General features: G+C 62.7%; 1 protein-coding gene. It reads right to left on the bottom strand.

Annotated features, from left to right (window positions below; genetic code table 11):
• On the bottom strand, window positions 1–335 hold a 335-nt coding region (locus LT948_RS33105; RefSeq protein WP_232197179.1), incomplete at both ends, for a condensation domain-containing protein.

Below are 335 nucleotides of genomic sequence, written 5' to 3'. Positions count from 1 at the left end.
GGTTGGCGACGATGCCGCGCAACAGGTTGCGCCAATGGCCGGCCAAGCGTTCCACGGTGGAGGCGTCGAACAGATCGGTGGCATAGTCGAAGGAGGCCCAGATGCCGTTTTCGTCTTCCTGAATATCCAGCGTCAGGTCGAACTGCGCAGTCTGGCCGTCCCAGGCCAGGCCTTCCAGACGCAGGTCCTCCAACTGAACCTCGGGCGTCACCGAGCGTATCTCGCTCTGATGGTTGAACAGCACCTGGAACAGTGGGTTATGGCTGGCATTGCGCTCCGGCTGCAAGGCTTCCACCAGTTGCTCGAACGGCAGGTCCTGGTGCGCCTGGGCCTCC

The organism is Pseudomonas sp. CP-1, from assembly GCF_021213715.1.
Lineage (GTDB): Bacteria > Pseudomonadota > Gammaproteobacteria > Pseudomonadales > Pseudomonadaceae > Pseudomonas > Pseudomonas aeruginosa.
The sequence above is the reverse complement of the archived record's forward strand: the minus strand, read 5'-3'. Positions and strand labels throughout refer to the sequence as shown.